The organism is Streptomyces sp. NPDC059861 (assembly GCF_042731435.1).
Taxonomy (GTDB): Bacteria; Actinomycetota; Actinomycetes; order Streptomycetales; family Streptomycetaceae; genus Streptomyces.
In genome coordinates this window covers 208707-233415 of the sequence record NZ_JBHWJQ010000007.1, presented here as the reverse complement: position 1 = coordinate 233415, position 24709 = coordinate 208707, and the positions used below count along the sequence as shown (strand labels likewise).

The window sequence follows — 24709 nt, the reverse complement described above, 5'->3', positions numbered from 1 at the left end:
AGCATTGTTGTCGCCGCCTACATTGAGGCCATGGCTACTTCGAAGAACATCGGCAAGTGGAACGTCGGCCGAATGCCCGGGCTCGCCGGCCGGACGGCGGTCGTCACGGGCGCCAACAGCGGTATCGGCCTCGCCGCCGCCGACGCGCTGGCGAACGCGGGGGCGCACGTCGTGTTCGCGGTGCGGGACACGCGGCGCGGGCAGACGGCGGCCGCGACGGTGCGCGGGAGTACGGAGGTCCGGCGACTCGACCTCGCGGACCTGGCGTCGGTGCGGGAGTTCGCACAGCAGTGGGGCGACCGTCCGCTGGACCTGCTGATCAACAACGCGGGCGTGATGATGCTGCCCGAGCAGCGGACCAAGGACGGCTTCGAGATGCAGTTCGGCACGAACCATCTCGGCCACTTCGCGCTGACGAACCTGCTGCTGCCCTACGTCACCGACCGCGTCGTGACCGTGTCGTCGGGCGCCCACCGGTGGGCTGCGGGCGGGCTGAACTTCGACGACCTGAACATGACGTCGGGCTACACGCCGGTCCGCGCCTACGGCCGGTCCAAGCTGGCGAACCTCCTGTTCACCCTGGAACTCCAGCGTCGCCTGGCGGAATCCGGCTCCCGGGTGCGTGCCCTCGCCGCCCATCCCGGCTACGCGGCCACCAACCTCCAGAGCCACGCGGCCAACCCGCTCTCCCGCGTCGCCATGCTGATCGCCAACCGGATCGTCGCCCAGGACGACCGGGCTGGCGCCCTGCCGACCCTGTACGCGGCGGTGACGGACCTGCCGGGCGCGAGTTACGTGGGCCCCGACGGCCTCGGCGAGATGCGCGGCACCCCGACCCTGGTGGGCCGTTCGGCGGCGGCGAGCGACCCGGCGGCGGCCCGTCAGCTGTGGGCGGCGTCGGAGGAGCTCACGGGCGTGGGCTATCCGCTGGGGGCCGGGACGAACACCGTCTGACCGGCAGTCAGCCGCCGTCGCGGTCCTGCCGTCAGGACGCCGGGCCGGGCGGACGCCGTGCCCCGGCCACGACGTCCTGAAGCTTCGCGCCGTTTCGCGACCCCGCCTCTACACTGACGTCGGCGTACTGCCGGGTGGTGAGGGGCGGTTGACTGTGCGTAAGGCGTGGGTCGTGGCGGTCGCCGCCGTGGGTGCCGGGGTCGCCTTCGTGATGGTGCTCGTGGTGGGCGTGTACCTCGTGGCCGGGAACCTGGTCGGCGGAGTGGGTGGCGCGGGGCGGAAGCTGGCCAAGGGGTCGGTGCCCGCCGCCTATCAGACGCTCGTGCAGAAGTGGGGCAATCTGTGCCCGGCCATCAATCCGGCGCTGCTCGCCGCGCAGTTGTACCAGGAGAGCGGGTTCAACCCGACGGCCAAGAGCCCCGCGCAGGCGCAGGGGATAGCGCAGTTCATCCCGGGGACCTGGGCCTCGCACGGCATCGACGGGGACGGTGACGGGGACCGGGACGTGTGGGATCCGAACGACGCGATCCCGTCGGCCGCCTCGTACGACTGCACGCTCGCGAAGTACGTGAAGGACGTGCCCGGCGACGCGACGAAGAACATGCTCGCCGCGTACAACGCGGGCGCCTACGCCGTCATCAAGTACGGGGGCGTGCCGCCGTACAAGGAGACCCAGAACTACGTCCGGGTCATCACGACGCTCCAGGAGAGCTTCGCCGCGCCCGTCGGACGGGTCGACCCGTCCGAGCAGGCCGCCGGCGCCATCCACTACGCGCAGAAGAAGCTCGGCACGTTGTATCTGTGGGGCGGCAACGGCACGCCCGAGCAGGGCGGACGGTTCGACTGCTCGGGGCTGACCAAGGCGGCGTACGAGAGCGTGGGGATCACCCTCCCCCGGGTCGCCAACGACCAGTACAACGCCGGGCCGCACCCGCGGCGGGACGAACTGCTCCCCGGTGACCTGGTGTTCTTCTCGGACGACCTGACCAATTCCCGGGCCATCCGGCATGTGGGGATCTATGTCGGCGGCGGGTACATGATCAACGCCCCTCGGCGGAACACGGTGATCCGGTTCGATCCGATCGACACCCCCGACTACTTCGGTGCCACCCGGGTAACCGAGGATGGCGCGAAAGCGCTCCCCTCGGCGGTCTGAAAAGGGCGGAGACGGAACGTGAAACCCACCCCTGAGCTGCGGCTATGTATCTCTCTTCGATAACGTCTGCGTGATCATTTCGTGGAATGTGGAACGTAGTGACGGAGGTCGTGCGTTCCTGTTGACGTAGCCGACCGGACGGATCCAGCAGGCGGATCGACGCGGATCTACGGACCACGGGGGTGGCAGAGCGGCGCATGCACGGATGCGCCCGAGAGACGACGACGAAGGGGCCGCTGCATCATGGCTGGACTCGCGCAATCCGGGTCGAACCCTGACGTCGAGCTGCTCTACGACATCAATGGCCTGGCCAAGGAAGCGCCGCGCTGGTTCGACCGGACCATGGAGTTCGTCGGTGAGTTCGGGCTGCTGCTCGCCATGGTGCTGCTCGTGGTGTGGTGCTGGTGGAGTGTGCGGCGGCGCGGCGGCGTCTCCGGCGAGGAGGCGGCGGGCTCCGTCGCCGCGCTGGTGTGGGCGCCGCTGGCCGCGGGCATCGCGGTGCTGGTGAACGTGCCGATACGGGGGTTCGTGGAGCGTCCCCGGCCCTTCTTCGAGCATGAGGGGCTGGAGGTCCTGGTCTCCGGGAAGTCCGACTTCTCGTTCGTGAGCGATCACGCGACCATCGCGATGGCGCTCGGGGTCGGGCTGTTCGTCGCCGATCGCCGGTTCGGGCTCGTCGGGATCGGGCTGGCCCTGCTCGAAGGGCTCTGCCGGGTGTACATGGGCGTGCACTATCCGACGGACGTCGTCGGCGGCTTCGCGCTGGGGACGGCCGTCGCGCTGCTGCTGTCACCGTTGGCCATGGCCATGCTGACGCCCGTGACGACGGCCGTGGAGCGATCGCCCCGAGCGGGGTGGCTGGTGCGGCGGCGGTCCGTGGTGGAGGGGCGCGAGGCCCTGATCCCGGAGGCTCGCCGAGGGGCCACGGAGGCCGAGGAGCGGGACCTCGCCGCCTAGGCGGCCGGTCCGGGCATTTCGCCGTCCTGGCACAGTTCGCCGTCCTGGCACAGGCGGCGGGGCTACAGCGCCTGAGGGTGCGTGAACATCCTGTTCGGGTCGTAGATCCGCTTCAGCGTGGTCAGGTGCGGGGCCGCGGCCCCGTAGTACGCCTCCCGCCAGTTCTTCAGCGTCGGGTCCGCGTAGTTCTGGTACGCCGCTCCCGACGCGTACGGGCGCATCGCGCCGTGGGCCGAGGCCAGCCAGGACTGGGCCGAGTCGCCGGACGTGCCCGCCTGCCAGGAGGCTATGTACTGGGCCAGCATCCGTGAGCGGCGGTGCACGAAGGCCGTCGCCGTCGGGGAGACGCGGTTGATCGCGCCGCCCAGGGCCGTGAACGCGATGCTGCCCGCGCCGCCGCGCACCGACGTCACCTGGGCGAGCAGCGCGCGGATGCCGGCCGCGGAGAGCGAGCGGTCGAAGAAGTCGGAGCGGGCGGCGTACGTCTCGCGGTTCAGGGCGCCCTGCGGGGAGCGGCCGGGGGTCGTGCCGGGAAGGTGGCACTGGGCGTCCGTGGCGAAGGAGGAGCAGCCGGCGTAGACCTCCATCGACTCCTCGTACGAGCGGCGCTTGAGCGAGACGTGGGATGCGGAGGCGCCGACCCGGGCGGCGAGGCGGTCGACGGCGTTCTGGAGTTCGCCGTAGGTGCCGAGGGAGAAGGCGGCGACGGAGACGGTGGGGGTGCCGCCGGCCGCGTTCGCCAGGTGGAGGGACGACCAGATCTCGTCGGGCTGGTCCGGACCCCACTCCTGCCAGGCCTTCACGACCGCGGCCGCCTTGCTCCACGGCCAGGTCAGATACGCCGAGACCGCCTGCGGGGCCGGGTGGGTACGGAAGTGCAGTTCGGTGACGACGCCGAAGTTGCCGTTGCCCGCGCCGCGCAGCGCCCAGAAGAGGTCGGGGTGGTGGGAGGCGTCGGTGGTGATCTGTTTGCCGCCGGCCGTGACCAGGCTCGCCCCGGTGAGGCTGTCGCAGGTCAGGCCGTACGCCCGGGAGACCACCCCGTGCCCGCCGCCGAGCACCAGGCCGGAGACGCCGACCGTCGGGCAGGAGCCGGCGGGGATGGTGACGCCCTTGGCGGCGAGGGAACGGTAGACGTCGATCAGCTTGGCGCCGGCGCCGACGACGGCGGTGCTGCCGCTCGCGCGGACGCGGTTGAGCTTGGAGACGTCGATGATCAGGCGGTTGTTGCCGGACGACCAGCCGGCGTAGGAGTGGCCGCCGTTGCGGATCGCCACGCGTATGCCGCGGGCGCGGGCGTAGGCGAGGGTCGTGCGTATGTCCCCCTGGTGGGCGACGTACGCGACCGCGGCGGGCCTCAGCGCGTCGAAGCGGGTGTTGTAGAGCTGGTGGGCGGCCGGCCAGGAGGCGTCGCCGGGGCGCACCAGCGCGCCGTCGAGATCGCGGGCCAGTGCCGACCAGTCGGCGGCGGCCGTGGTCGCGGTCGTCGTGGCGGTCGCGCCGAGCCCGGTGGGCGACGCGGAGGGGCCACCGGCCGTGGTGGGGGTGGCCGTGGCGGTTCCGGATCCGCTGCTGCACGCCACCGCCGACGCGATCCCCAAGACCGCGGCGGCGCCGCCCCCGATGAACGTACGCCGTTCCATACGTGCCTCCCGCTCCCACCGCTTACATGGGACGAGACGTCACCTCGGAGCCGTGGGTTCCGCCCTGCGCCGATTCCGACCTGCCTCTTACCAGGCCAGGTCACGCACAGTCACCAGGGGCCGGGAAGCCTTGACCTGGACCGTAGTGGTTCAGGTAGCTTTCTCGGTAATTCTGCTTATGTCCGTGTCTGGTGCCGTTTGAGGGAGGTGAACGAAGGTGTGGGCGCCGGTACGCGCTCGGTTGGGACCTTCACGTGCTCTCCGCGTGAGCATTCCGTGACCTAACCGCACCGACCGCAGGGGTTCACCCTCCGTTCACTTACGGCCATAGGCGGCTTCACCTGATCTGCCTAATTTCGGCCTTACCGGCGACGGGCGTGCTCGAACGCGTCCGCCTCCGAACACACTTCGCACGCCGCCGAATCAGGACGGCGGCTCCTGGAAGGAACTCCCGAAAAGTGAAGCTTCAGCGCATGAACCGGCGGGCCCTCACCCTCGGTGCTCTCGCCGTCTCCGGCGCCCTGGCCCTCACGGCGTGCGGCTCCGACGACACCGGCAACGGTGGTGGCTCATCCGCGAGCGCCGCCGCCACGGGCTCGATCGACTGTGGAGACGCCAAGGGCCAGCTGCTGGCCGACGGCTCTTCCGCGCAGAAGAACGCCATCGACGCCTGGGTGAAGGCGTTCACGGCGGCCTGCAAGGACGTGCAGATCAACTACAAGGGCTCGGGTTCCGGCGCCGGTATCACCGCGTTCAACCAGGGCCAGGTCGCCTTCGCCGGCTCCGACTCCGCGCTGGACGAGGAAGAGATCGCGGCCTCCAAGGAGGTCTGCCAGGGTGGCCAGGGCATCGACCTCCCGATGGTCGGCGGCCCGATCGCCCTCTCCTACAACGTCCCGGGTGTCGACAACCTGGTGCTGGACGCCGAGACGATCGCCAAGATCTTCGACAGCAAGATCACCAAGTGGAACGACGCGGCGATCAAGAAGCTGAACCCCGACGCCGACCTGCCCGACCTGAAGATCCAGGCGTTCCACCGCTCGGACGAGTCCGGCACCACGGACAACTTCACCAAGTACCTGATCGCCACCACCCCGGACAACTGGAAGTACGAGGGCGGTAAGGCCTGGCAGGCCAAGGGCGGCCAGTCGGCCTCCGGCTCCTCCGGTGTGGCCCAGCAGGTCTCCCAGGTCTCCGGCGCCATCAGCTACATGGAGCTGTCGTACGCCGAGGGCATGGACGTCGTCGCCATCGACACCGGTGCCGTCGAGCCGGTCAAGGCCTCCACCGACGGTGCCACCGCGGCCATCGCGGACGCCGAGGTCGTCGGCCAGGGCAAGGACCTCGCCCTGGAGATCAACTACAAGACCAAGGCCGACGGCGCCTACCCGATCACCCTGGTCACCTACGAGATCGTCTGCGACAAGGGCAACAAGGCCGACAGCCTGCCCGCGACCAAGGCGTTCCTCAACTACGTCGCGAGCGAGGACGGCCAGGGCCAGCTGGCCGACGCCGGCTACGCGCCGATCCCCGCTGAGATCATCGCCAAGGTCCGCACCACCATCGAGGGCCTGAGCTGACCTGAGTGCGCGGCCCGGTCTCCCGCACCCCGGGGGGCCGGGCTCCGCACCGTCCGGTGCACCGCCGCCAGGAGTCGTACGACAAGTCCGGCTCCGCAGACCGGAGAACCTGATGGACATAACGACGAAGCACACTGACGCGCCTCCACCCATGCCCCAGCCGACGGAGACCGAGCGCAAGCGCGCCGCCCGCGGCGCCACCCGACCCGGTGACCGGATCTTCCTCGGTCTCTCCCGTGGATCGGGCATCCTGCTGTTGGTGATCATGGCCGCGATCGCGGTCTTCCTCACCTACCGCGCCGTCCTCGCCATCAGCGAGGACGAGGGCAACTTCCTCACCACCTTCGAATGGAACACGGGCACCCAGCCGCCGGTCTTCGGCATCGCGGTGCTGGCCTTCGGCACCGTGGTCTCCTCGATCATCGCCATGGTCATCGCGGTCCCGATCGCGGTCGCCATCGCCCTGTTCCTGACCCACTACGCCCCGCGCCGGCTGAGCGGCCCGATCGCCTACGTGATCGACCTGCTCGCCGCCGTGCCGTCCATCGTGTACGGCCTCTGGGGCGCACTGATCCTCGTACCGCACCTGGGCGGCCTCTTCGCCTGGCTCGACGAGTACTTCGGCTGGACCGGCATCTTTGAATGGAACGGCGGCACGCCCCGTTCGATGCTCACGGTCGGCATCCTGCTGGCGATCATGATCCTGCCGATCATCACCAACGTCAGCCGTGAGGTCTTCCGCCAGGTCCCGCAGACGCACGAGGAGGCGGCCCTGGCCCTCGGCGCCACGCGCTGGGAGGTCATCCGGATGTCGGTGCTGCCGTTCGGCCGCTCCGGCGTGATCTCCGCGTCGATGCTCGGCCTCGGCCGTGCGCTCGGCGAGACGATGGCCGTCGCCACCGTGCTCTCGCCCTCCTTCGAGATCCAGGCCAGCCTGCTCGACCCGGGCGGCGGTACGTTCGCCCAGAACATCGCCAGCAAGTTCGGTGAGGCGGACACCTTCGGCCGTGACGCGCTGATCGCCTCCGGCCTGGTCCTGTTCGTCATCACTTTGCTGGTCAACGGCGCGGCCCGCGCGATCATCGCCCGCCGCAAGGAGTACTCGGGGGCCAACGCATGAGCCACGCCGTCCTCACCAAGCGCCCCAACACGCTGCGCGGTGCCAACCTGCCCAAGTGGGCTCCCTACGCGATCGCCGCGGGCTCGCTCGCCGTCGCGGTGGGCGTCGGCATGGTGGCCGGGCTGGACAGCCGTATCCAGTGGGGCCTGATCGCCGCGATCCTCTACGTCCTCGGCACGTTCACCATTGCCACGGCCGTCGAGGGCAAGCGGCAGGCCAAGGACCGTGTGGCCACCTCGCTGGTCTGGGTGGCCTTCCTGCTCGCCGTCGTGCCGCTCGCCTCGCTGGTCTGGGCGACCGTGGAGCGCGGTACGAAGGTCCTGGACGGGTACTTCCTGACCCACTCGATGGGCGTCGTGGGTGACCGCGAGGCCGGTGGCGGTATCTACCACGCCATCATCGGCAGCCTGGAGCAGGTCGGTCTCGCGACGCTGATCGCCGCGCCGATCGGTGTCCTGACCGCCATATACCTCGTCGAGTACGGGCGCGGGAACCTCGCCCGGGCCGTCACCTTCTTCGTCGACGTCATGACGGGTATCCCGTCGATCGTCGCCGGTCTGTTCATCCTCAGCATCATGCTGATGTTCGAGATGCAGCCCTTCGGCTTCGCCGGCTCGCTCGCGCTGGCGATCCTGATGGTGCCGGTCGTGGTGCGCTCGACGGAGGAGATGCTCAAGCTCGTGCCGAACGAGCTGCGCGAGGCGTCACTCGCACTGGGCGTGCCGAAGTGGCGGACGATCCTGAAGATCGTCCTGCCGACGGCGATCGGTGGTATCACCACCGGCATCATGCTGGCGGTCGCCCGTATCGCCGGTGAGACCGCGCCGGTGCTGCTGCTGGTGTTCGGTAACCCGTTCATCAACAACAACCCGTTTGAAGGGGCCCAGGCCTCGCTGCCGCTGTACATCTACCAGCAGTACTCTCAGAGCGCCGGTGCCGAACCCGCGTACGACCGTGCGTGGGCGGCGTCGCTGACGCTGATCGCCTTCGTGATGATCCTGAACCTGCTGGCCCGCGGCATCGCCCGCTGGAAGGCCCCCAAGACCGGTCGCTGACGCGGCCACACAGCGACCGAATTCCGAAAGAAGCAGTGATTTCACATGGCCAAGCGCATCGATGTCAGCGGCCTCAGCGCCTACTACAGCTCCTTCCGTGCCATCGAGGACATCTCGATGACGATCGAGCCCCGTTCGGTCACGGCCTTCATCGGGCCGTCCGGATGCGGCAAGTCCACGTTCCTGCGGACGCTCAACCGGATGCACGAGGTGACTCCGGGCGGGCGGGTCGAGGGCAAGGTCATGCTCGACGACGAGAACCTGTACGGGCAGGGGGTCGACCCTGTCTCCGTGCGGCGTGAGGTCGGCATGGTGTTCCAGCGGCCGAACCCGTTCCCGACGATGTCGGTGTACGACAACGTGGCGGCGGGGCTGAAGCTGCTGGGGTCGTACAAGAAGTCGCAGCTGGACGACATCGTGGAGAAGTCGCTCAAGGGCGCGAACCTCTGGAACGAGGTCAAGGACCGGCTGAACAAGCCGGGCTCGGGGCTGTCCGGTGGTCAGCAGCAGCGGCTGTGCATCGCGCGGGCCATCGCCGTCGAGCCGAACGTGCTGCTGATGGACGAGCCGTGCTCCGCGCTGGACCCGATCTCCACGCTGGCGATCGAGGACCTGATCGGGGAGCTGAAGGAGCGCTTCACGATCGTCATCGTGACGCACAACATGCAGCAGGCCGCGCGCGTGTCGGACCGGACGGCGTTCTTCAACCTGTCTGCCGTGGGGCAGCCGGGCAAGCTGATCGAGATCGACGACACGGAGCGGATCTTCTCCAACCCGTCGGTCCAGGCCACGGAGGACTACATCTCCGGGCGTTTCGGCTGATCAAGCCCCTCGCGGTGCTGCATGGCGGTGCCACCGCGAGGACGAAAAGGGCCCGCCCCTGGCTCCCGGGGGCGGGCCCCGTCGTTTTCGTGTACCTGGCGGGGGTGCGGCCGGGCCTCCGTGCGAGTGCCTGCGGCGGCCTGTGCGGGGTGGTGCCGGGGTGCTGTGGCGCCTGCCGGCTGTGGGTGGGTCGGGGCCGTGCCCGGGGGGTGTCCGTCCTCGGAACGGCGCGGAATCGGTCGCTTACCAACTCGCCCGTGTCGACGCGCCGACCGCTGCGGGCGGGCACCCCCCGGCACGGCCCCTTCCCGCCGTGGGCGGGTGCGGGTCCCGTTCGGTCGGCTGTCGGCCGGGGGTCTGCGGGCTTTCTAGAGGAACGCCAGGTGTACGACGCCGAAGGCGCAGGCCGCGACGACGGCGGCTGCCGGCATGGTGATGAACCAGCCCAGAACGATGTTCTTGGCCACGCCCCAGCGGACCGCGTTCACGCGCTTCGTCGCGCCGACGCCCATGATGGCCGAGGTGATGACGTGGGTCGTGGAGATGGGGGCCTTGAAGAGGAAGGCCGTGGTGAACATGATCGACGCGCCCGTCGTCTCGGCGGCGAAGCCCTGCGGGGGATCGAGTTCGATGATCTTGCGGCCGAGGGTGCGCATGATGCGCCAGCCGCCGGCGTAGGTGCCGAGGGAGAGCATGAGGGCGCAGGCGATCTTGACCCAGAGCGGGATCGGGTCGCCGTAGTCCTCGACGTCCGCGATGACCAGGGCCATCACGACGACACCCATGGTCTTCTGGGCGTCCTGGAGACCGTGGCCCAGGGCCATGCCCGCCGCTGAGACGGTCTGCGCTATCCGGAAGCCGCGCTTGGCCTTGTGCGGGTTGGCCCGGCGGAAGATCCACATGATCGCCGTCATCACCAGGTAGCCGACGATCAGGCCGACGACGGGGGAGATGAACATGGGGATGACGACCTTGTCCAGCACGCCGTCCCAGTAGACCGTCGTGCCGCCGGCCAGTGCCGCGCCGACCATGCCGCCGAAGAGGGCGTGGGAGGAGGAGGACGGGAGGCCGAAGTACCAGGTGACGAGGTTCCAGGTGATGGCGCCGAGGAGGGCGGCGAAGAGGATGCCCATGCCCGTGGAGCCCTTGGGCGTCTCGATCAGACCCTCGCTGACCGTTTTCGCGACGCCGCTGCCGAGGAAGGCGCCGGCCAGGTTCATGACCGCGGCCATGGCGAGTGCGGCCTTCGGCGTCAGCGCGCGCGTCGACACGGACGTCGCGATCGCGTTCGCCGAGTCGTGGAAGCCGTTGGTGTAGGTGAAGAAGAGGGCGACCAGGATGGTCACGACCAGGGCGAACGTCTCCATGGACGGGTCAGGACTCCTTGACGGCGATGGTCTCCACCGTGTTCGCCACGTGTTCGAAAGCGTCGGCGGCCTCTTCGAGGACGTCGACGATCTGCTTGAGCTTCAGCACCTCTATCGCGTCGTACTTGCCGTTGAAGAGGTGGGCAAGCAGCTTGCGGTGGATCTGGTCGGCCTGGTTCTCCAGGCGGTTGACCTCGATCCAGTACTCGGTGAGGTTGTCCAGCGTGCGCAGGTGGGGCATCGCCTCGGCCGTCAGCTCGGCGGCGCGGGCGAGGACCTCGATCTGCTGGTCGACGCCCTTGGGGAGTTCCTCGACGTTGTAGAGGACGACTAGGTCGACGGCCTCCTCCATGAAGTCCATGATGTCGTCGAGGGAGGACGCGAGGGAGTAGATGTCCTCGCGGTCGAAGGGCGTGATGAAGGAGGAGTTCAGCTGGTGGAAGATCGCGTGCGTGGCGTCGTCACCGGCGTGTTCCGCTGCCCGCATACGCTCCGCGATCTCGGCCCGGGCGGAAGCGTCCGCCCCGAGCAGTTCCATCAGGAGTTTCGAGCCCGTGACGATGTTGTCCGCGGATGCGGCGAACATGTCATAGAAGCTCGTCTCCCTGGGGGTCAGACGAAAGCGCACGTGGGGTCCTCGGGGTGCTTCGGTTTCGGTCAGGGTGATGCTAGGCGCATCATCCGGCCACGGCTAACGGGCCGTCCTCCAGTGTCGCCCATGAATTCCGTGCATCTGTACGGGGGCGGTTCGGTGGCCGGCTCCGAGCAGTGGCCAAGGGGCCTATACCCAGCAAAGTCCGGTACGATATACCCAGTAGGGGTATGTGGATGGAGGGCACGCGATGACGACCGCCGAGGCCGGTGAGGGCGTGGTGACCGACCACGACCGGGGCATCCACGGGTACCACAAGCAGAAGGACGAGCATCTGAAGCGACTGCGCCGGATCGAGGGCCAGATCCGCGGCCTGCAGCGGATGGTCGACGAGGACGTCTACTGCATCGACATACTCACGCAGGTCTCCGCCTCCACCAAGGCCCTGCAGTCCTTCGCCCTCCAGTTGCTGGAGGAGCACCTGCGGCACTGCGTCGCCGACGCCGCGCTGAAGGGCGGGGACGAGATCGACGCCAAGGTCGAGGAGGCCACGAAGGCCATCGGGCGCCTGCTGCGGACGTGAGCCATCGCTCACTTGCCCAGGGAGTCGTCCCCGCGTTCCTCCGCCACCCTCAGGACCTGGTCGATGCTCTCCAGGCTCAGCCGGTCCTCGTCCGCCGCGGAGGCCGCGATGATCAGCTCTCCGCACAGCTCGATCTCGGCGAGGGCCACGTGGTCCTGAACTGCCGTACCGCCGACCGGAGCCACGTGCATCACCTCTTCTCTGCCGTCACCGGCTTCCTAGAGTAGGGAGTGGCCTACACAACGCGCATGGCACGGACGGGCTAGTTCAGGCCGGTCACTCCTCGGCGATCCGGCCCGCGTAGATGTCGTCCTCGGGCGGCAGGGCCACGTCGACGGGCGCGCCGAAGTCGTAGAGCAGCGTCGTGGACGCGACGGCCACGGTGCCTTCCTGCCGGCCGTTGACGAAGCTGAAGCGGTGCCTGATCTTTCGGATCCGGCCCTCGTCGTCGAGATACACGTCGAACGGAACGTCAGCCGTGGCGAACCCTTTCGCCGCCGCCGCGAGCGACGCCCGGCCCCCGGGCGACGCGGTCCTCGCCGCCCTCGTGAGGTCGGCGGTGCCCCGGTAGTGGTGGACCTCGGTGCCCGCGACCTCGGTCCGGCCGACGTACTTCGCCGAGCGGGTGCCGCGCAGCACCTCGGCGGCGGTGTAAGGGTCCGTGGCCCCGCCGGTGACCAGGTTTCCGTCGGACAGGGTCGCCGTGTCGACCCGCACCCACTTGTCCGCCGGGACCCCGGCGCCGCGGTTCTTCATGTAGAGGGCGCCGGGGGCGAGGAGCTCGGTGATCGGGCGGTGCTCGGTCTGGCCGGCCGGGTCCTGGGGGAGCAGGACCTTCAGCCGGCCGCGCTGGTGGGTGAAGTCGTAGACGCCCTCGCCGCGGATGGTGACGCGGGTGCCGCCGGTCGCCATCTCCATCGACGTACGCGCCTTGGACGTGCCCGCGTCGACCAGGGCTTCGGCGGCCCGGTGCAGTGTGCCGACCGGGTCGGCCGGGCGGGCGTCGTCCGCGGCGGCGCCGCTGCTCGTGCATCCGGAGGCGAGAAGGCAGGCGCAGGCCGCCAGCCCTGCCGCCACGACCGTTCCGCCCGCCTTGCCGTGCTGCTCCGCCATGGTCTGCCTACCCCCAGCCGTACGTTCGTCTCGGGCCCCCTGTTGTCCGGTTAACGACGGGTAGGTAGAGCCGTCACGCGGGGCAGGGGTGGTGGAGGCGTGCGCGGGGAGTGTTCGGCCGGGGTGTTCGGGGGCGGCCGGGGCGGGTCTGCGCAAGACGCTTACTCCCGGCCGGCCGGCCGTTCACCTGGTCCGGGTAGCGTGAGGGCGTGACAGAGCAGGATCGGTTCGGCCCAGGTCAGGACGGGCCGGAGCACCGCACCAGCACGGTCGAGCAGGGGCCCTTCTGCGTGGCCCGTTGCGTCTGCGGCTGGCGTGGGCCCGCGCGCCGGGCGCGGAGCCTGGCCCGGACGGACGCGGCGGGGCATGTGGCCGGATCTTGACGGTCCCGGCGGCTCAGCGGGGCCCGGGCGGCCCGAGGCAGGGCGCCGGGGACGTCCTAGGCGCGGCGCATCGTCGCCAGGAGTTCGTCCACCAGTTCGCGGTCGCGGGGCTGGGTCAGGCGCAGCCGGGCCGCGGTGGGAGGCAGCCACAGGATGCGGTCGATCTCGTCGTTCGGGGTGAAGCCGCCCGTGGTGGCCTCGGCCGCCCAGTAGCGGACCTGCTTGGGGCGGCCGTTCGCCATGTAGTGCACGGTGGGCAGCTCGGCGCCCGGCTCCACGGCGTAGCCGCTCTCCTCCTCGACCTCGCGCAACGCGCCCGCCAGCGGGTCCTCACCGCGCTTCAGCTTGCCCTTGGGGTGGGACCAGTCGTCGTACTTCGGGCGGTGGACCAGGCAGAGCTCCAGGCCCTCGGCGACGTGGGAGCGGCGCCACAGTACGCAGCCGGCCGCGTGGACCGGGGTGTTGTCCTTCGTACCGGTCAACGGCTGTTCACGCCCCCTCGCGCGCTCAGGATGTACCTACCGTGTGCTTCTGCCACGACTGCTGGAACTCGAACCTGGCCGCCTCCACCTCGTGCCGCTGGTCGGCGTGCAGCACGCCGAGCGCGTACGCCGTCGCCGGTGCGATGCGGGGCGTGCGGGCCGCCGCTGCCGCCGCCGCTGCCGCCTCGGAGGCGTCGCGGTGCCGGTTGAGCGCCTGTCCGGCGGTCAGCAGGCGGACGTCGACCGGGGCGTTCGCGCTCTCCAGGACCTCGCGGGCGTAGCGGTGCAGCCGCAGCAGGAGGCGGACCTGGTGCCAGGGGGCGTCCTGCGGGTGCGGGGCGGGGTCCGGGGAGAGGCCGTGGATCAAGGCCGCCGCGTTGTACGGGTGGCCGGCCGTGACCAGGGGCAGCGCGGCCACCGCGTCGGTGAGGCGCTCCCGGGCCGCCGCCGCCTGCGGACGCAGGTCGGCACCGGCCGCGGCGGGCGTGAGCGGGACCTCGCTGGCCAGTACGGCGACCTTGTCGGCGACCGCGTGGAAGCGGGAGGAGCCGAGGGCCTGCAGGGCGCTGGAGTGCGCCCGGGTCCGGGCGAGGGTGAGCTGGCGTTCGAGCAGGGCGCCCGCCTTGGCCGCGCCGACCGTGAGGTTGCCGCGCTCCGGAGTCGTCGGGGGACCGGCGGTGGGCGGTGCCCCCGCGGCCACCCGTGCCCCGCCGACGGTGCGACCGCCCGCGGCCACTCCGGCCGCGGCCGCGTTCACCGACTGGGCCGGGAAGGTCGCGCCCGACAGCCGGTGCAGTGCCTGCAGCAGCCGCTCCAGGCGGGCCGCGTAGGCGTGCTCCAGGGCGAGGGTGCCCGAGAGCCAGGCCAGTTCCGGGCGCATGCCCTCCGACCAGTCGGTGTCCAGCAGCGGACGGAACGTGTGCAGGCTGCCGCTGATGCGGCGGGCCGAGCGGCGCAGGGCTCGCGCCGCGTCGACGGTCTCCTCCGTGCCGTTGTTGCCGGAGCCCGCACCGGTCTCCCGGTGATGCCGCAGTGCACGGAGGAACTCCGTGGCCTGGGCGCGCAGGTAACGCGCGAGGGCGTCTCCCGTCACCGTCCCGGCCACCGGGTCCGTCGGGTCAAGGTGTTGCTGTGCCACGCCGGCGCCTCCGGGCGTCTATGAGCATCTCCTGGATGTTCCGCAGGGGCCCGCCGTCCGCGTCCACCGCGTGCCGGGACCACTCGCCGTCCGGGCCCAGGTGCCAGGAGGCGGTGGAGTCGGACATACCGGTATCGAGGAGCCGGTTGAGTGCGGCGCGGTGCGCCGGGTCGACGACGCGCACCAGGGCCTCGATACGGCGGTCGAGGTTGCGGTGCATCATGTCGGCGCTGCCGATCCACACCTCGGGCTCGCCGCCGTTGCCGAAGGCGAAGACCCGGGAGTGCTCGAGGAAGCGGCCGAGGATCGAGCGGACCCGGACGTTCTCCGACAGGCCCGTCACGCCCGGCCGGATCGCGCAGATGCCGCGGACCCAGACGTCGACCGGGACACCTGCCATGGACGCGCGGTACAGGGCGTCGATGACGGCCTCGTCGACCATCGAGTTGACCTTGATGCGGATGTAGGCGGGACGTCCGGCGCGGTGGTGCTGGACCTCCTTGTTGATCCGCGCTATCAGGCCGTCGCGCAGCGACTTGGGGGCGACCAGCAGCCGGCGGTAGGTCTCCCGGCGGGAGTAGCCGGAGAGCCGGTTGAACAGGTCGGACAGGTCCGCGCCGACCTGCGGGTCGGCGGTGAGCAGGCCGAGGTCCTCGTAGAGGCGGGCCGTCTTCGGGTGGTAGTTGCCGGTGCCGACGTGGCTGTAGCGCCGCAGCGTGTCGCCCTCCTGGCGGACCACCAGCGACAGCTTGCAGTGGGTCTTCAGGCCGACCAGGCCGTAGACCACGTGGCAGCCGGCCTCCTCCAGCTTGCGCGCCCACTTGATGTTGGCGTGCTCGTCGAAGCGGGCCTTGATCTCGACCAGGACGAGCACCTGCTTGCCGGACTCGGCGGCGTCTATCAGCGCGTCCACGATGGGGGAGTCGCCGGAGGTCCGGTACAGGGTCTGCTTGATGGCGAGGACGTCGGGGTCGGACGCCGCCTGCTCCAGGAAGGCCTGCACGGAGGTGGAGAAGGAGTCGTACGGGTGGTGCAGCAGGACGTCCCTCGCGCGCAGCGCGGCGAAGATGTCGGGCGCGGACGCGGACTCGACCTCGGCGAGGTCGCGGTGCGTGCCGGCGACGAACTTCGGGTACTTCAGCTCGGGCCGGTCCAGGCGGTGGATGCGGAACAGGCCGGTGAGGTCGAGCGGGCCGGGGAGCGGGTAGACCTCGGCCTCGCCGATCTTCAGCTCGCGCACCAGCAGGTCCAGCACCTCGCGGTCGATGGACTCCTCGACCTCCAGGCGGACCGGCGGGCCGAACCGGCGGCGCATGAGCTCCTTCTCCAGGGCCTGGAGCAGGTTCTCGGCGTCGTCCTCCTCGACCTCCAGGTCCTCGTTCCTGGTCAGCCGGAAGGCGTGGTGCTCCAGCACCTCCATGCCGGGGAAGAGCTCTTCGAGGTGCGCGGCGATGACGTCCTCGAGCGGGACGTACCGGCCGGGGGCGGCCTCCAGGAAGCGGGAGAGCAGCGGGGGCACCTTGACGCGGGCGAAGTGCCTGTGGCCGCTGACCGGGTTGCGTACGACGACGGCCAGGTTGAGGGAGAGGCCGGAGATGTACGGGAACGGGTGCGCGGGGTCCACGGCCAGGGGGGTCAGGACCGGGAAGATCTGGTGCCGGAAGAGGGTGAACAGGCGGGCCTGTTCCTTCTCGGTCAGCTCGCTCCAGCGGACCAGGTGGATGCCCTCCTCCGCGAGTGCGGGGGCGACGTCCTCGTGGTAACAGGCGGCGTGCCGGGCCATCAGCTCGCGGGAGCGGGCCCAGATCATCTCCAGCACCTGCATCGGCTGCAGGCCGGAGGCGGAGCGGGTGGCGACGCCGGTGGCGATACGGCGCTTCAGTCCGGCCACCCGGACCATGAAGAACTCGTCCAGGTTGCTGGCGAAGATCGCGAGGAAGTTCGCGCGCTCCAGGAGGGGCGTGTTCGGATCCTCGGCGAGTTCGAGAACCCGCTCGTTGAAGGCGAGCCAGCTGCGCTCCCTGTCGAGGAAACGGCCTTGGGGCAGCTGAACGCCGTCGACCGTCGTCTCCTCGTAGACATCGAGGTCGGCGTCGAGGTCGGGTTCCAGGTCGGAGACGGTGGCCGAGACCGTGTGCGGCCGGTGCGCGGCGATGGAGCCCACGGAGGGCTGCGGATGCTGGACCTCTGCCGGGGCGTTCTGCTGGCTCATGAACCCATTCTTCCGCGCCTGGGGCGAAACGGGCGCGTCGGAGCGGGCGGGCGGGATCATCGGGGCCCCGTTTCCCGCGAGGCCCTCGGGGGGCGGCGAAGGCTCTGGCACGGCGGGCGTCATTGGCCGAGCGTCGCAAGCTTGGCTGAATCGATGGTTACGGAGACATGACGTGCGGGATAGCGGGGGGCGGCTCCCCGGGGTCCACGTCGGCGGGTGGCCCGACGCGAGCGTCCCTGACGGCCATCATGCACAGGCGGGGTTTCGGGGTGGCCTGGCGGGGCGGTGGTCCGGTGGCCGGGGCGCGCGTGACGGCCGACGGCCGTCACCCCCTCGGGGCCGGCGGCCTGAGTGATGTCCGCATACACGTCATGCCCGGCGGGCCGGTGCCTCGGCGCCCTGGCGGCCCTCGCCGCCCTGCGGCTCGGGCGCTTCGGTGCGCTGGGGTCCGCGTGTGCGACGCTCCGGCGTCGGCGGCGACTTTTCGCGGCTGTCGCGTTCCCGGTGGCCCTCGCGCCCCGGCGCCTTGGTGTCCACGTCCTGATCACGGCCCCGGCACGACGGCGGGCCGGGGCCTTGGCGGGTCCGGCGGTCCTGCGGGCCGCGCTCCACGATCTGGTGTCTGCGGTGCCATTCGTGGCCCTTGCACCCCGGCGCCGTGCTCTCCGCGCCCTCGGCATGCCCCGCCGCATCGGCGGTCCGGCGGTGCTACGGGCCGCGCGTCTCGACCTCCGGTGTCGGCGGTGCCTTTCGCCGGCCTCGTGCCCCCGGCCGACCCCGCGCCCTGCTGTCCGCGTCCTGTCCGGCGGGAGGGGCCGTCGTGGCTCCGCAGCCCTTGCGGCCCTGGCGTCTCCGGCATCGGCGGACGTCACGGATCCGGCGGTTTTCGTCGGGTCATCGCGGTGGGCACCGCCGGGCCCGTCGCTTCCCGACTGCGCACCGCCCCCCGATCACACTCAGGGCGTGCGGCGTTTCAGGAGGTGGAAGGCGGCCACGGCCGTCAGGGCGGTCAATGCGAGGACGATGGCTGTTTCCGTCAGCTGGAGCGGCCAGAAGTGGGCCGGGGGGTGGTAGTCGCGGTAGAAGCCGGTGACGTCGTGTTCGGTGAGGCAGCTGAGGTCGTCCCTGCAGAGGGGGTCCTTGACGCGGGCGCCGGTGGACGTGAGGGCGCCCTCGTCGACGAGCATGCCGGGCTGCTCGGGGTAGCCGCTCCGGCCGATCAGGGTGCGGACCGGCCACAGGTGGGGTCGCAGGGTGGAAAGGGCGGACGAGAGGACCAGCAGGCCCAGGGCGCCTGTGGCGAGTCCCGGGAGGCTGCGTCCCAGGAGCAGGCCCGCGAGGGCGCCGACGGCCAGGCCCAGCAGGGCGTAGGCGGGGGCCAGGGTGCCGGTGGCGAGGTAGGAGCTGTTGGCGTACACGTCGTGCCAGCCCAGTTCGCGCAGCTCCGGGCCCTCAGCCGTCAGGGCCAGCCGGTGCAGCAGGGCGAGGACGGTCGTGCCGGAGACGAGCAGTGCCGCCGGGACCGCGAGCTTGGCGGCCAGCCAGCGGGCCGGCGTGACGGACTGCGTCCAGGCCAGCCGGGCCGTCCCGTTCTCCAGGTCGCGGCCGATCAGCGCGCCGCCGGCCCAGGCGGCGGTGAGGATCGGGACAAGGGTGATCAGCCCGCCGCCGACGTCCATGAGCGTGCTGTAGCGCTGGTAGGCGGGGCCTGTGGAGTCGCAGTACACGTCCGAACCGGGCCAGGGGCAGTTCAACCGGCGGTACTCCTCGACCGCGTAGTACGCGCTGGGGTAGTACGCCCACAGCAGGGCGCCCGCGGCGACGGTCACCAGCAGCACCCAGAACCACAGCGCCGAGCGGTGCAGTCGGAGCATCGCCCAGGTCAGGCCGTGCGGACGGCCACCGCGCGCGGGAACGGTCACGGCGGTCATACGGCGGCCTCCTCGGGGACGTCGAGGCGGAGTTCCGGTGCCTCGGCGGAGCGCAGATGGGACAGCACCAGCTCCTCCAGGGACGGCTCGGCGGTCTCCCAGCCGGCGCCGACCGGGCCCCGGGTGCGTATCAGGGCGGTGAGCTGGCGGCCGGTCGTGCGGGACTCGACGACGGTGTGCGGGCCGAGGTCGCCGCTCGCCGGGCCGGTGACGAGGGTGTGCGCGGCGAGCAGGTCGTCCAGCGGCCCGGCCAGCCGGACGCGTCCTGCGCCGAGCAGCAGGAGGTGGTCGCAGGAGCCCTCCAGGTCGGCGACGACGTGCGAGGACATCACGACCGTGGTGCCGCGCTCGGCGGCGTCGGCCATCAGCGTGCCCATCAGCTGGTGCCGGGCGAGCGGGTCGAGGTCGGCCATCGGCTCGTCCAGCAGCAGCAGCGCGGGCCGCTTGCCGAGCGCGAGGGCGAGCGCGACCCGGCTGCGCTGGCCGCCGGAGAGCGTGCGGATCCGTTCGTCCGGGTCCAGGTCGCCGTCCGCGACGATCCGCTCGGCGACGGCCGCGTCCCAGACCCGGGGGTTGAGTTCGCGGCCAAGGCGCAGGGTCTCGCCGACGGTGAGCTGCGGGTGCAGGGGCTTGTCCTGGGCGACGTACGCCAGGCGCTCGCGGGACTGGGCGGGGGTGCCGCCGAGCACCGTGAGCGTGCCCTCGGTTGGCGTGCTCAGCCCGGCGGCGAGGTCGAGCAGGGTCGACTTGCCGGCGCCGTTGGGGCCCATGACGGCGCAGACGGAACCGGACGGCAGCCGGAAGGTGCAGGACTCCAGCGCCTGCCGCCCCCTGCGCCGAAACCTCTTGCACAGTGAGGCCGCCTCGACGGCGGTGTCGGTCATGCCTGGTCCCCCTCGTGCTGCCGGTCTGCCGTGAACTGCTCGTCGAGCACGGCGGCGAAGAGCGCTGCCACGTCCTCCCTTTCCAGCCCCGCCGTGCGCGCCCGTTCGGCCCACGCCACCAGCTCCGCCCGCAACGGGGAGTCGGCCGGGGCCGCGCCCAGGGACCGCCGTACGAACGTGCCGAGACCGCGCCGCGCCTCGACGAGGCCGTCGCGCTCCAGTTCGCGGTAGGCCTTCAGGACGGTGTTGGGGTTGATGGCGGTGGCCTCGACGACCTCGCGGGCCGTCGGCAGCTTGTCGCCGGGCTGCAACAGGCCCAGCCGCAGTGCGTGTTTGGTCTGCTGGACGATCTGGACATAGGTGGCGACGCCGCTGCGCCGGTCGATGCGGTACTCGACCACTCGTACACCACCCTTTCACTAATTGAGTAGTGAAAGGGTGGTGTACGAGTGGGGGCGGCGTCAAGATCGCCGCCCCCATCGGGGGATTATGCGCCGAAATTTCCTACGTCTCGGTGCGGTACATCAAGTCCGTCTCGTACGTCGTGAAGCCCAGCCGCTCGTACACGCCCACCGCCGCCTTGTTGTCGGCGTCGACGTACAGCATCGCCGTCGGCAGCGCCTGGGCCGCCAGATGCCGCAGGCCGATCGAGGTGAGCGCCTTGCCCAGCCCGGTGCCCTGCGCGCCCGGCGCGACACCGAGCACGTACACCTCGCCGAGCTGCTCCTCGGCGTGCACCTTCGTCCAGTGGAAGCCGACGAGTTCGTCGCCGCGGAAGGCGAGGAAGAAGCCCTCCGGGTCGAACCACGGCTCGGCCCTGCGGGCGTCGAGGTCCCGCTGGGTGAGCGAGCCCTGCTCGGGATGGTGGGCGAAGGCGGCGGCGTTGACGGCCAGCCAGGCCGCGTCGTCCTGTCCGGGCACGAAGGTGCGCACGGCCACGTCCTGCGGCAGCAGCGGCTCGGGCAGGTCGAGACCGGTCAACGGCCGCCGCATCTGGCGCAGTTCGCGAAAGAGCGTGAGGCCGAGCACCTGGGCGAGGTGCCGGGCGGCGGCGTGGCCGCCGTGCGCCCACACCCGCAGCCGCTTGCCGGACGCGGCCAGCAGCGCGGAGCCGAGGGCGCGGCCGTGTCCATGGCCTCGGTGCGCGGGATGGACGACCAGTTCGGCGGCCGGCGCCTCCACCGGGTCGGTGTCCTCCAGCTGTGCGTAGCCGACGAGTTGGTCCCCGGCGGTGAGCAGCAGATGGGACACGCCCTCCCGGGCGCCGCCACGGATCTGGAGCCGGCCCTGCTCGGACACCGCCTGCTGGCCATCGGTGCGCGCGGCCGTCGCGAGCAGGTCGAGGACGACCTCGGTCTGCTCCGGGGCGAGCGCGGCGCGGGTCTCGAGGGAACGGGAGAGGGGGCCGCCGGGCCGTGCGCTGTCGTCGCTGGTCATGCCTATGAGGGTACGGGGCGGGCGCGGCAAAGTGGCGGTACGGGGAGCAGAGGGGGGAAAGCACGGGAAAACGTCTGTGGATACCAGGATGTAACCCTGAACCCCCTGTGCCGCTACGCGCGTTGACTCTAGGCTTCGGCCGATCGAACAAAGGCCTGAGAAGACCACAGGGGAGCACATGCCGGCCACACCTCAGCCACACCGCAGACGACGCACGACCCGCCTGCTCGCCGCAGCCGCCGGACTCACCACCGTCGGCGCGCTGGCCGCCGCGCTGCCGTCGACCGCGAGCGCCCACGACAACCACGGCGGGCACGGCGGGCACGGGCCGAGCCGCTACCAGGACGTGCAGCTGCTGTCCTTCAACGACCTGCACGGCAACCTCGAACCGCCGGCCGGCTCCTCCGGCCGCGTCACCGAACTCCAGCCCGACGGCACCACGAAGACCATCGACGCGGGTGGCGTCGAGTACCTCGCGACGCATCTGCGCGAGGCCCGCGAGGGCAACAGGTACTCGATCACCGCGGCCGGCGGCGACATGGTCGGCGCCTCCCCGCTGATCTCGGGCCTCTTCCACGACGAGCCCACCATCGAGGCGTTGAACAAGCTCGACCTGGACGTGACGAGCGTCGGCAACCACGAGTTCGACGAGGGCGCCGAGGAGCTGGCCCGCCTCCAGAACGGCGGCTGCCACCCCACCGAGGGCTGCTACACGGACAAGAAGTTCAAGGGCGCCGACTTCCCCTACCTCGCGGCGAACGTCATCAAGGAGAAGACGAAGCAGCCCCTTCTCAAGCCCTACTGGGTGTGGAAGAAGAACGGCGTCAAGGTCGGCTTCATCGGCGTGACCCTGGAGGCCACCCCGGACATCGTCTCCGCCGAGGGCGTCAAGGGCCTCTCCTTCAAGGACGAGGTCGAGACGATCAACAAGTACGCGAAGGTCCTCCAGCGGCAGGGCGTGAAGTCCATCGTCGCCCTGATCCACGAGGGCGGCTTCCCGGCCGGCACCGCGTACAACTACGACTGCGACTCCCCGGGCGCGGGCGACGGCGTCTCCGGCCCGATCGTCGACATCGCCAAGAACGTCACCCCGCAGGTCGACGCGCTCGTCACCGGCCACACCCACGCGCCGTACGTGTGCACCATCGACGACCCGGCGGGCAAGCCGCGCATGGTCACCTCGGCGTCCTCCTTCGGCCGCCTCTACACCGACACGACGCTGACGTACGACCGGTGGACCGGTGACATCGCCCGTACGGCCGTGCGGTCGGCGAACCACGTGGTCACCCGGGACGTCCCCAAGGCGCCGGACATGACCCGCCTGATCGACCGGTGGAACACCCTGGCCGCGCCCATCGGCGACCGCGCCATCGGCCACATCTCCGCCGACATCACCAGCACCGGCACCGAGTCCCCGCTCGGTGACCTCATCGCCGACGCCCAGCTCGCCTACGGCAAGGAGCTGGACCCGGAGGCCGACGTCGCGCTGATGAACCCCGGCGGCATCCGCGCGCCGCTCACCTACGCGGCCAAGGGTGGCGAGGGCGACGGCGTGGTGACGTACGCCGAGGGCTTCACGGTCCAGCCGTTCGCCAACACCGTCAACCTCCAGGACCTCACGGGTGCCCAGCTGATCCAGGTCCTCAAGGAGCAGGTCAGCGGGGCCAACGAGGCCGCGCCGAAGGTGCTCCAGCCGTCCGCCGGGCTGACGTACACCCTGGACCTGACCAAGAGCGGCGCCGACCGCGTGGTCACGGACTCCATCAGGCTGAGCGGCGCGGCGATCGACCCGTCGGCGGTCTACCGTGTCGCGAGCAACAGCTTCCTCGCGGGCGGCGGCGACGGCTTCCCGACGCTGGGCCAGGGCACCAACGACCTCGTCGGCGAGGACGACCTGACGGCCCTGGAGAAGTACCTCACGGCCAACTCCTCGGCGACGAACCCGATCGCGCCGCCGGCGGCGGACCGCATCACGGTCGTGCGGTAGCGGGAGGGACCGCGACCGGTTCACCGCCGTCGGGAGTCCGCAGTGAACTGGATCGCATACCTCCGATTCAGGTTGCGGGTGGGGCGGGTACGCATGTTCGGATGGATCGATGCGTACCCCCCACCACACCTTGACGCATCCCCCGACGGACCTCCCGGGTCTCGACCAGCCCGAGGAGGACGATCCATGGGCCCCGCCCAACCACCGCCGCGGCGGCCGTCGCCGACGGCGGCGCGGCCGGTTCGCGGGGCTGCCGTTCGCCCTGAAGGCGACGGTGGTCCTGCTGACCGGCGCGGCCTTCCTCACCCTCGCCGACCGCTGGGCGGTGCTCTACGCCGAGCACCGGGCCGCGGACACCCTGCGGGACCGGTTGCAGCTGGCCGCGGCCCCCGAGGTGGAGATCGACGGCTTCCCCTTCCTGACCCAGCTCGGTGACAAACGCCTGGACGCGGTACGGCTGACCGTCCCCGACGTCGCCGCCGACCGGGTCTCGCTGGCCCGGGTGTCGGCCACCGCGCGGGACGTGACGCTCACGGCCGACGGCCCGACCGCGGTGCGCGGCGCCCGGGTGCCCCGGCTGGACGGTGACGTCCTGCTCTCGTTCGCCGACCTCAACCGTGAACTCGGCGCGTCCCAGGTGACGTTCACCGGGGAGGGCCGCGACCGGGTGCGGGCGAGCGGCACACTGCCGGTCGCCGGGCACGACCTGCGGCTGCGGGCCGAGGCACAGATCCGGCGGCAGGGCGAGCGCGGCATCGCGACGCACATCGGCGGCATGCGCCTGGACATCGGCGACCTGGCGACGTACCGCCCGGGCACCCGCGCCTCCGAGGGCCTGCACCTGACTCCGAAGGCGGCCGCCGGTCTCGCCCGGGAGACCCGCAAGGCGAAGGCGCTGCTGGCCGTCCCGGCCGTCGTCGAGCGGCTCGGCGTGTCCGACTCCGCCGTGCGCGAGGCGCTGGCCGACGACGGCAAGCTCGCACAGCTGACCGGCTCGACGCGCTTCGCCCGGCAGGCCGTCCGCCTCAACCTCGTCGACCTGGCGCTGGACCACCCCGAGGTACTGAGCCGGCTGGGCCTCGCACCCGACCTCCTCGACGCGCTGCCCCGGCTCACCCGCCCGGTCCTCGCCGACCGGCTGTCCCTCGCCTTCGAACTGCCCGAGCCGAAGCAGGGAGAGCTGCGGCTGCGGGACGTGCGGGTGGAGAAGGACGGGATCCGGGTCCGGCTGACGGGCTCCGGACTGGCGGTCGGCGAGAACTGAGTGCGGCGCCGCCCGGCGGACAGTGCCACGGGGCGGGACCCGTAACCGT

The 24709-nt window shown here is 71.0% G+C and carries 22 protein-coding genes; 10 read left to right on the top strand and 12 right to left on the bottom strand.

The features are described from left to right. The first annotated feature begins 30 nt into the window (after positions 1–30). From ACFV6X_RS09245 to ACFV6X_RS09235, 3 genes are all read left to right on the top strand, one after another. Entirely contained in the window at positions 31–954 is a 924-nt protein-coding gene (locus ACFV6X_RS09245) for an oxidoreductase (protein WP_385379895.1), read from the top strand. A 148-nt stretch (positions 955–1102) separates the two neighbouring features. Further along, positions 1103–2110, top strand: coding sequence for an NlpC/P60 family protein (locus tag ACFV6X_RS09240; protein ID WP_385379892.1), 1008 nt, complete (start codon positions 1103–1105; stop codon positions 2108–2110). Positions 2111–2353: 243 nt separating this feature from the next. Further along, the gene (locus tag ACFV6X_RS09235; protein ID WP_385379889.1) at positions 2354–3067 is read left to right on the top strand and encodes a phosphatase PAP2 family protein; all 714 of its coding nucleotides are present in this window, start codon (positions 2354–2356) and stop codon (positions 3065–3067) included. A gap of 62 nt (positions 3068–3129) precedes the next feature. Here the strand turns inward: ACFV6X_RS09235 and ACFV6X_RS09230 are convergent, their stop codons facing one another. Next, positions 3130–4710 (bottom strand): FAD-binding oxidoreductase, encoded by a 1581-nt coding sequence (locus ACFV6X_RS09230; protein WP_385379886.1) that lies wholly within the window; start codon positions 4708–4710, stop codon positions 3130–3132. A gap of 458 nt (positions 4711–5168) precedes the next feature. Here ACFV6X_RS09230 and pstS point away from each other — a divergent pair, with 458 nt between their 5' ends. From pstS to pstB, 4 genes are all read left to right on the top strand, one after another. After that, on the top strand, positions 5169–6290 hold the full coding sequence (pstS, locus tag ACFV6X_RS09225; RefSeq protein WP_385379883.1) for a phosphate ABC transporter substrate-binding protein PstS: 1122 nt from the start codon (positions 5169–5171) through the stop codon (positions 6288–6290). Positions 6291–6402: 112 nt separating this feature from the next. Next, positions 6403–7410 carry a phosphate ABC transporter permease subunit PstC gene (pstC, locus tag ACFV6X_RS09220; protein WP_385379880.1) on the top strand — a complete coding sequence of 336 codons (1008 nt, stop codon included), beginning with the start codon at positions 6403–6405 and terminating at the stop codon, positions 7408–7410. Then, positions 7407–8465: a phosphate ABC transporter permease PstA gene (gene pstA / locus ACFV6X_RS09215; RefSeq protein ID WP_385379877.1), complete on the top strand. Its 1059-nt coding sequence runs from the start codon at positions 7407–7409 to the stop codon at positions 8463–8465. The genes pstC and pstA overlap by 4 nt, the downstream gene beginning before the upstream one ends. A gap of 45 nt (positions 8466–8510) precedes the next feature. Continuing rightward, a complete protein-coding gene (gene pstB, locus ACFV6X_RS09210; protein WP_385379875.1) occupies positions 8511–9287 on the top strand; it encodes a phosphate ABC transporter ATP-binding protein PstB in 777 nt (258 codons plus the stop codon). Between the two features lie 368 nt (positions 9288–9655). Here the strand turns inward: pstB and ACFV6X_RS09205 are convergent, their stop codons facing one another. Both ACFV6X_RS09205 and ACFV6X_RS09200 read right to left on the bottom strand, forming a co-directional pair. Next, positions 9656–10654 carry an inorganic phosphate transporter gene (locus ACFV6X_RS09205; RefSeq protein ID WP_365444711.1) on the bottom strand — a complete coding sequence of 333 codons (999 nt, stop codon included), beginning with the start codon at positions 10652–10654 and terminating at the stop codon, positions 9656–9658. Positions 10655–10661: 7 nt separating this feature from the next. Beyond that, complete coding sequence (locus tag ACFV6X_RS09200; RefSeq protein ID WP_385379872.1) at positions 10662–11282, bottom strand: DUF47 domain-containing protein; 621 nt, start codon at positions 11280–11282, stop codon at positions 10662–10664. Between the two features lie 214 nt (positions 11283–11496). Here ACFV6X_RS09200 and ACFV6X_RS09195 point away from each other — a divergent pair, with 214 nt between their 5' ends. After that, entirely contained in the window at positions 11497–11829 is a 333-nt protein-coding gene (locus ACFV6X_RS09195; protein ID WP_365444705.1) for a metal-sensitive transcriptional regulator, read from the top strand. Positions 11830–11837: 8 nt separating this feature from the next. On the opposite strand, the gene ACFV6X_RS09190 is transcribed toward ACFV6X_RS09195, so the two are convergent. The 9 genes from ACFV6X_RS09190 to mshD form a co-directional block, all read right to left on the bottom strand. Beyond that, positions 11838–12020, bottom strand: a complete 183-nt coding sequence (locus ACFV6X_RS09190; RefSeq protein ID WP_365444702.1) for a hypothetical protein — start codon at positions 12018–12020, stop codon at positions 11838–11840. An 85-nt stretch (positions 12021–12105) separates the two neighbouring features. Next, positions 12106–12942, bottom strand: a complete 837-nt coding sequence (locus ACFV6X_RS09185; protein WP_385379868.1) for a hypothetical protein — start codon at positions 12940–12942, stop codon at positions 12106–12108. A gap of 439 nt (positions 12943–13381) precedes the next feature. Continuing rightward, positions 13382–13807, bottom strand: coding sequence for an NUDIX hydrolase (locus tag ACFV6X_RS09180; RefSeq protein WP_385379866.1), 426 nt, complete (start codon positions 13805–13807; stop codon positions 13382–13384). 25 nt (positions 13808–13832) lie between these two features. Beyond that, complete coding sequence (locus ACFV6X_RS09175; RefSeq protein ID WP_385379863.1) at positions 13833–14945, bottom strand: CHAD domain-containing protein; 1113 nt, start codon at positions 14943–14945, stop codon at positions 13833–13835. Then, a complete protein-coding gene (locus ACFV6X_RS09170; RefSeq protein ID WP_385379860.1) occupies positions 14926–17280 on the bottom strand; it encodes an RNA degradosome polyphosphate kinase in 2355 nt (784 codons plus the stop codon). Before ACFV6X_RS09170 ends, ACFV6X_RS09175 begins: the two co-directional genes overlap by 20 nt. Positions 17281–18113: 833 nt before the next feature. Then, entirely contained in the window at positions 18114–19088 is a 975-nt protein-coding gene (locus tag ACFV6X_RS09165) for an ABC transporter permease (protein WP_385379857.1), read from the bottom strand. Next, positions 19085–19972: an ABC transporter ATP-binding protein gene (locus tag ACFV6X_RS09160; protein WP_385379854.1), complete on the bottom strand. Its 888-nt coding sequence runs from the start codon at positions 19970–19972 to the stop codon at positions 19085–19087. The genes ACFV6X_RS09165 and ACFV6X_RS09160 overlap by 4 nt, the downstream gene beginning before the upstream one ends. Continuing rightward, entirely contained in the window at positions 19969–20373 is a 405-nt protein-coding gene (locus ACFV6X_RS09155; RefSeq protein WP_385379851.1) for a GntR family transcriptional regulator, read from the bottom strand. Before ACFV6X_RS09155 ends, ACFV6X_RS09160 begins: the two co-directional genes overlap by 4 nt. A gap of 103 nt (positions 20374–20476) precedes the next feature. Next, complete coding sequence (gene mshD, locus ACFV6X_RS09150; protein WP_385379848.1) at positions 20477–21409, bottom strand: mycothiol synthase; 933 nt, start codon at positions 21407–21409, stop codon at positions 20477–20479. 178 nt (positions 21410–21587) lie between these two features. Here mshD and ACFV6X_RS09145 point away from each other — a divergent pair, with 178 nt between their 5' ends. Both ACFV6X_RS09145 and ACFV6X_RS09140 read left to right on the top strand, forming a co-directional pair. After that, complete coding sequence (locus ACFV6X_RS09145) at positions 21588–23396, top strand: bifunctional metallophosphatase/5'-nucleotidase (RefSeq protein WP_385379845.1); 1809 nt, start codon at positions 21588–21590, stop codon at positions 23394–23396. A gap of 109 nt (positions 23397–23505) precedes the next feature. Continuing rightward, positions 23506–24660, top strand: a complete 1155-nt coding sequence (locus tag ACFV6X_RS09140; RefSeq protein WP_385379842.1) for a DUF2993 domain-containing protein — start codon at positions 23506–23508, stop codon at positions 24658–24660. Positions 24661–24709: the final 49 nt, after the last annotated feature.